The sequence below is a fragment of the Pseudomonas sp. HMWF006 genome (assembly GCF_003061205.1).
In the GTDB taxonomy this organism is placed as follows: Bacteria; Pseudomonadota; Gammaproteobacteria; order Pseudomonadales; family Pseudomonadaceae; genus Aquipseudomonas; species Aquipseudomonas monsensis.
The window spans coordinates 1-3,995 of the sequence record NZ_QAIU01000266.1; the positions used below are offsets into that span (position 1 = coordinate 1).

General features: G+C 57.2%; 4 protein-coding genes and 1 pseudogene. 3 read left to right on the forward strand and 2 right to left on the reverse strand.

Annotated elements, in window-relative coordinates; genetic code table 11:
• Positions 1-261 precede the first annotated feature (261 nt).
• Positions 262-525, forward strand: coding sequence for a hypothetical protein (locus DBR24_RS11025; protein ID WP_123462970.1), 264 nt, complete (start codon positions 262-264; stop codon positions 523-525).
• Positions 522-1,259 (forward strand): annotated as a pseudogene (locus DBR24_RS11030) (Fic family protein). Before DBR24_RS11025 ends, DBR24_RS11030 begins: the two are co-directional and overlap by 4 nt.
• 211 nt (positions 1,260-1,470) lie before the next feature.
• Here DBR24_RS11030 and ycaC read toward each other — a convergent pair.
• Positions 1,471-2,103, reverse strand: a complete 633-nt coding sequence (gene ycaC / locus DBR24_RS11035) for an isochorismate family cysteine hydrolase YcaC (protein WP_123462852.1) — start codon at positions 2,101-2,103, stop codon at positions 1,471-1,473.
• 324 nt (positions 2,104-2,427) lie between these two features.
• On the opposite strand from ycaC, the gene DBR24_RS11040 reads away from it, so the two are divergent.
• Positions 2,428-3,177: a helix-turn-helix transcriptional regulator gene (locus tag DBR24_RS11040; RefSeq protein WP_128614748.1), complete on the forward strand. Its 750-nt coding sequence runs from the start codon at positions 2,428-2,430 to the stop codon at positions 3,175-3,177.
• A gap of 64 nt (positions 3,178-3,241) precedes the next feature.
• On the opposite strand, the gene DBR24_RS11045 is transcribed toward DBR24_RS11040, so the two are convergent.
• Positions 3,242-3,995, reverse strand: a 754-nt coding sequence (locus tag DBR24_RS11045; protein WP_128614749.1) for an FtsX-like permease family protein, incomplete at its 5' end; no start/stop codon positions are given.

A 3,995-nucleotide genomic window follows, 5' to 3' on the forward strand; every position in this document is an offset into this window, starting at 1 on the left:
CTGGCAGGGATTGCGGGCGTGGCGGTGGCGGTGCTTTGGGCGGGAGTTCCGGAGACGTTACGGGGCGAGCCAGGTGTCGAAACTGCGCCGACCGATGTGGCGCTTGGCAGGTAGCATTGCGTTGCCCGCTCCCACAGATTTTGCGATGGTCATGAAACTGCGGTGTCGATCAGAGTCTGGTGGGCAGGTAAAGCACTGGCTGACAAGCCTGTAGAAATGACGCCATGCTATGCTCTGAAAGAGAAAACAAGGGGTTTCCAAATGACTAGATCAGCCACTGACAGCGTTGCGACTGAAGTTCGCCTGCTCGCCAAAGAACACAAGGTCAGCGCCGATCGCGACAACCTGAGCTGCATGGCAGTGACCATTACACGCCTGGCGGGTGACATGGTGGAGCTGGACGGTGTCGAGCAATTGCTTGTTAACCTCAAAAGAAAAGGCGTGTTGAGCAAGACAGAGATCATGGCCCTGCAAGGACGCTACCTGCAGGAAAAAAGGCGTGGTAAACAGCAGCCCACCGCATGACTTTCGATCCCTTCGGCGATTTCGAAACTGAAGGTTATCTTCAAAACTCGCTCAAACTCAAAGATCCCATTGAAGTAAAGGAATCTGAGCATCTCTCCTTCTGAAGCCAGTATCGACGACGCTCTCGCCTACCTCGCCAGGAAAAGCCCATCGACTACCAAGCTGTCCTCAAAACACACGAAATGCTGTTCTCCGGGTTTTACCCTTGGGCGGGTAAAGACAGGAATGAACTGGTCCCCCATCTGGCCGTTTTCAAGGGATCGAAGGATGATCCTCATCACACGATATTTGAGCGTCCCGACCTTATCAAAAGGTCCGTCGAATATGCCCTTGAGCTCGCAGCAAACAAGAAACGCTTCCGAGCCAGGCCTGGCGAGGTAATGGGCCAACTGGCTTCTGCTCACCCCTTTCTGGACGGTAACGGCCGTACGATCCTGCTTGTCTACATGGAGCTGTGCTTTCGGACCAAATTCGCCATCAATTGGGCAAAAACCAGCAAGGATGACTATTTGCGGACACTCAGCGACGAGATTCGAGATCCGTTTCAAGGCCATCTGGATGGCTACTTGTCGCCGTTTGTAATCGACATTTCCAGTCGTGAGGAGTGGCCGGAAATGATTGGCGGTATAAAGGGGCTGGATGGCCTGGATAAAGAAGGCATCACGTATGAGAGTCTGGATGATCCCGAGGTTCAACGCCTCTACAAAACGTATCGGGTAAAGCCTCTCGAGTGATGATTAACCCTTGCCTTGAATCGCCGCACCCGTGCTTCTGAAACCGAAATAGAATCAAAAGCCCACTGTTCAGACAGGCTTTTGATAGGGCGAGCAACCCCAAGGTCACCCTTCCCATAACTGACCGCTAGTGGTTTATGGACGCGCGGCAACAACCGCTGACAAAAAAGCCTGCTTTTCAAAGCAGGCTTTTCCTTTGAACCGTGTCGGCTTACTTCTGCTGAGCCGTCAACGCCGCATAACCATTCATCAAGTTGCGATAGTTCGGAATCCGTTGCGACAGCAGGTTACCCAGCCCTTCGATGTCGTTGCGCCAGTCGCGGTGCAGTTCGCAGGCCACAGAGAACCAGTTCATCATCTGTGCGCCGGCCTGGGTCATGCGGTTCCACGCGGCTTGTTGCACGGTGGTGTTGAAGGTGCCGGAGGCATCGGTGACGACGAACACGTCGAAGCCTTCGGCCAGGGCCGACAGGGTCGGGAACGCAACGCACACATCGGTTACCACGCCGGCGATGATGATCTGTTTGCGGCCGGTGGCCTTGATAGCCTTGACGAAGTCTTCGTTGTCCCAGGCGTTGATCTGACCCGGGCGGGCAATGTACGGCGCGTCGGGGAACATTTCTTTCAGTTCCGGCACCAGCGGGCCGTTCGGGCCTTGTTCGAAGCTGGTGGTGAGGATGGTCGGCAAGTTGAAGAATTTCGCCAGATCGGCCAGCGCCAGCACGTTGTTCTTGAACTCGTTGGGCGAGAAGTCCTGGACCAGGGAGATCAGGCCGGTCTGGTGATCGACCAGCAGTACCACGGCGTCGTCTTTGTTCAGGCGGTTGTAGGTTGGAGTGTTCATCTGCGCGTCCCTTTTCAATGTTGGAAATTGTTGTTGCGTTCAAGTTGGGCACAGATTACTGGGGGCTCGAAAAAGGATAAATCCGTTGAAAAGCGTTTCACCGTCAACTCAAACAGGACAATCCAGGCGAACCCTGGCGGATAAATCCACGCTCGCTTGAAGAATGGCGACGGATGCTCGTTATGAGCTAATAACACCTTCATTAAACGGTCGCTAAAACGTTGTACTAGGATAGGATCCAATGCAGCGCGTGTTTGCCGTTCAGGGAGATCGTCGGCGGCGCGGCTGGAAGTCTGTCTCTACGTACATTCATGGATGACGCATATGAATTCACACCTGTTTCCCCACATCGGCAAAGTGATCGCCAGCACCGGCAGCCGGCACTTCCCGCGCATGCTGCATGACCTGATCCTCACCCAGTTGGCAGTGGACGCCACGCACATCCGGCAGATGCGCGTCGAACCGGTGAGCCGCGCCGCCAGTCGTGGTGAGCCGGGGCCGGTCAAAGACTCGGCGCAACTGGCAGAGACGCTATTCTCCGAACACAGCGCTGCGGCGGCCCATGCGCCGCACGCAGCGGATTCTTCGAGCGTGGCCGATGCCTCGCAACTCCACCTGACCCGCCGTAAGGACGGTTTTCGCTACGTGATTTCGGTGTATCGCAATGCGCAGTCGCAGCGGTTTTCGGCGCAGGAACGCAGCTTGTTGCAGGACATCTCGCCGGTGCTGCTGCCGATGGTGGAAAAACACATCAGCGCCCTGCAACCGACGAACCATGACACGACGACGCCCGCCGAGGTGTCTGAAGGCAGCGGCCTGCAAACCCTGCGCCTGCGTTTCACCGAGCGTCTGGAGCAATTGGGACTGAGCCTGTCGAACCGCGAAACCGAGGTGTGCGTCGGCCTGCTGGCCGGGCGTACCGCCCCGGAACTGGCGGAGCTGTTGCAGTTGAAGGTCAACACCGTGGAAAGCTATCTCAAACGCGCGGCGATCAAGCTGGGGATCAGCGGACGCCATTCGTTGATGCGCTGGATGTATTCACCTCAGGACACCTCGGCCTCCACCGCAGCCTGACTCCAACCGCAATCCCCCAAGGAGCTGCCGCAGCCTGCGGCAACTCCTTGGGGCAATCAGCTATTCAGTCACGGGCCAGTGCTTCGATTGGATCGAGCCGCGAGGCGTTGCGGGCCGGGACGAAGCCGAAGACGATGCCGATCAGGGTCGAGCAGATCACCGCTGTGAGCACCGAAGCGAGGGAGAAGACCATTTCCCATTCCTTGATGAACACCGAAAACAAATGGCCGATGCCGTACGACAGCGAAATCCCGATCGCTCCGCCCAACAGACAGACCATCACGGCCTCCACCAGAAACTGCTGACGAATGTCCGACTGCCGCGCCCCCACCGCCATGCGGATGCCGATCTCGCGGGTGCGTTCGGTGACTGACACCAGCATGATGTTCATCACTCCGATACCACCGACCACCAGCGAAATCACCGCGATCAACGACAGCAGCAAGGCCAGCGAGCGGCTGGTTTTCTGCACGGTCTGCAAGACGCTGTCGAGGTTGTTGGTGAAAAAATCCTTGGTGCCGTGGCGCTGCTGCAACAACTGAATAACGTGCTCTTCCACCACTTTGCTCGGCTGGCCGTCCTTCATGCGCACGCTGATGCTGTCCAGATAACGCTGGCCCAGCACCCGGCCGGCGGCGGTTTCATAGGGCACCCAGACGTTGAGGGTCTTGCCTGAAGCGAACAGGTTTTTGTTTTCCGCAGCGACCCCGATCACCGTGCACGGCAGGTTGCCGATCAAAATCACCTGCCCCAACGGATCGACTCCCTCGCCGAACAAACGCTGGCGGGTGTTGTGATCGATCACCACCACTTGGGCC